This is a genomic window from Roseibium sp. (assembly GCF_025698965.1).
Classification (GTDB): Bacteria; Pseudomonadota; Alphaproteobacteria; order Rhizobiales; family Stappiaceae; genus Roseibium.
Map to the genome: position 1 here is coordinate 1 of NZ_JAILWL010000677.1, position 2,514 is coordinate 2,514.

Genomic DNA, 2,514 nt, shown 5'->3' on the forward strand with positions numbered 1-2,514 from the left:
ATCGCCTTGTCGAACAACGCTATGGCCCGGTCATTCTCGTTCTTGTCGAAGTGATAAAGCGATTGCAGGCCCAGATGATATGCTGCCCACACATCGATGTTCTCCGGCGAGCGCAATCGGGCTTTAGCGGCCTCGCTCAAGGGGATTTGCACCTCAATTGCAAAGATCACTTGCGCGACAATAGTCTCGCGAACGGAATGAATGTCTTCGATCGACGCCTTAAAGAAGTCCGCCCAGATGACATCCCCATCAATCGTATCGGACAATTCTACACTGACATTTGCGTGTTGCCCGATCACCTCGACGCAACCCGTCAGACAATACCGCGCCCCGAGTTTTTGTCTGATCTCACTCAGATCGGCCTGGGCAGACCGAAATCGGAAGGATGACCCGCGGGCAATGACGGCAATCCAGCGCAAACGTGAAATTTCGGCAATCAGTTCATGTGGAATCGCCTGCCCTAAAGTCGTGGCGATCGGATCCACACCAATAACGTCAAACGGCAGAATAGCGACCGTCGGCCGACGCGAGGCCTCTATCCACTGTTCCTCTGTCACGTCGAGATCGACTTCAGCGGATTGAACCGGTTCGGCACTCCTTTCTTCAACCCGCACTGGCGCAACCCAGCGAAACCCCTTTCCGTGGACTGTTTTCACCACGGCCTGTTTGTTGCCGGTATCATCAACCGCGCGGCGGGCAGACTTGATGCAGGTGGAAAGCGCCGCTTCGGTCACGATACGGCCATTCCAGACCGCATCAAAAATTTCAGTCTTGGTGACAAGCCGGTCGCGGTTTTCGAGAAGCAGCTTCAAAATGCTGAGGGCAAGAGGCTCAATATCAACCACCTCAGTGCCGCAAAACAACTCTTCGCGCGACGTATCCAACCTGAATTCGCCAAAGTGATAAATCATCGAATGATGATAACAGATCGCGAAAATATCAGATAGATGTTCAACAGATCACGACTGCCGCACAGAACAAATCACGTCGATATTTTCGAGAATGTATTCAAGTTACCCTTCGGAATACAAAAGTTAAATCAACTCACTCTACACGATTTCAGGAAGGAAGTATTATTTGGCAAGTCGCGTGACCCCGCATTGACGTTCACGAAATCACTGTCAAAGCAGGTCGTTGTCGATGTACAGGCACTCGGGATTCCGATCGATTTTCAGGTCTCTTCGTTCCGGCAGGACAAAAATCGAGTAATGCGCTGATAGCCGTACCCGATATGGATCCGCTGCACGAGGCCGACCGCGACCATATCATTGCGTTCCAGGGCTTCCTTCAACTCGCGCAGTTCCTGCACCAGAGACAACGCAACTTCAGAACCCGCAAGCGAGGCGACCCGATACCAGGTGCTGGCCGCCTGAAAATAGGCCTGTCGCCAGAACGATTTCAAAAGCGTGTTTCCGATCAAATCGGCAATCAGGTCCTGCAGAAGATCATTCAATTCCACATAAGCGCGGGCGTCGAATTCAAGCTCAAGTTCGATAGCGGCGTTCAACAGGTCCGTGATGCGAACAAGATCCTTGCCTGTCGCCTCTCTGGGCGACATCGTGCCGATCAGCCCGGCAAGCTGCAGTCGCATTTCATAGACATGTCTGATCTGATCCGGTGTCAGCGTGACAACCACGGTTCCAACGCCATTTCGCGTTTCGACCAGCCCCAGATGTTTTATCCGGCCTATCGCATCTCTTATCGGTGTTCGGCTCACACCGAATTCGACAGCAAGTTCTGCTTCCTTCAACTGAATTCCTGGTTCGTAATCCAGGAAACAGATCCGCCGCAGAATTTCATTCTGGATGGCTTCAACGCTCGTCTTTCCATCCGAAGTATCAACCGTATTCCGGCTCTTGAACGCGTTCATCGTGTTTCACGCACCGCTTTCGCACACACCTCAAATAGTGATGATCCCGACGTCTCTCTTCGATAGAAACCGGACTTTCTCAAACTCATTCCTTAGATCCTCAACCGCAACATGTATACATCAATGAGTATTCCTGCCCAATTATTGCAAAATAATTGAGTTACTCAACAAAGATGTATACAGCTGGATAAGACGCGTGCAGGATTAAATCGTGCTCACGCCCAAACAGGCTGCTCGCTGACAAGGACGACCCAATGCTGGAAGAGGCAAAAACCCGCACGCTCACCCTTCAAGCGCTCATGCGATCTAATGGAATTCAAAAGGCTGTTTTCACCGACGAGAGTTCAATTGCCTACCTTGCAGGCTTTTGGGGATATTTGGGCATTGAGTTCGGTCGGCCAACGATGCTGGTCGTAGATGCCGAGGATGCACCTGTCGTCATCACTCCGTTGATGGAATCCGAAATGGTTTCGGAAATGACCTGGGTCGAGGATGTGCGTATCTGGGAAGATATTGGTCAGCGCACCTGGGGTCGTGCGCTTGCAAACGTCTTGGGTGATAACCCGTCCGTGATCTGGGTCGAGAAAAACACGATCCCGGCCATCATCCGCAACTTTCTCGATGACACCTACCCGGCCACCACA

Annotated in this window: 3 protein-coding genes; 1 reads left to right on the forward strand and 2 read right to left on the reverse strand. The window is 51.7% G+C overall.

Annotated elements, in window-relative coordinates; all coding sequences use genetic code 11:
* Positions 1-911: winged helix-turn-helix domain-containing protein (locus tag K5905_RS31500; protein ID WP_297591663.1), on the reverse strand; the 911-nt coding region annotated here is incomplete at its 3' end.
* A 260-nt stretch (positions 912-1,171) separates the two neighbouring features.
* Positions 1,172-1,870, reverse strand: a complete 699-nt coding sequence (locus tag K5905_RS31505; RefSeq protein WP_297591664.1) for a GntR family transcriptional regulator — start codon at positions 1,868-1,870, stop codon at positions 1,172-1,174.
* Positions 1,871-2,124: 254 nt separating this feature from the next.
* Here K5905_RS31505 and K5905_RS31510 point away from each other — a divergent pair.
* On the forward strand, positions 2,125-2,514 hold a 390-nt coding region (locus tag K5905_RS31510; RefSeq protein WP_297591665.1), incomplete at its 3' end, for an aminopeptidase P family N-terminal domain-containing protein.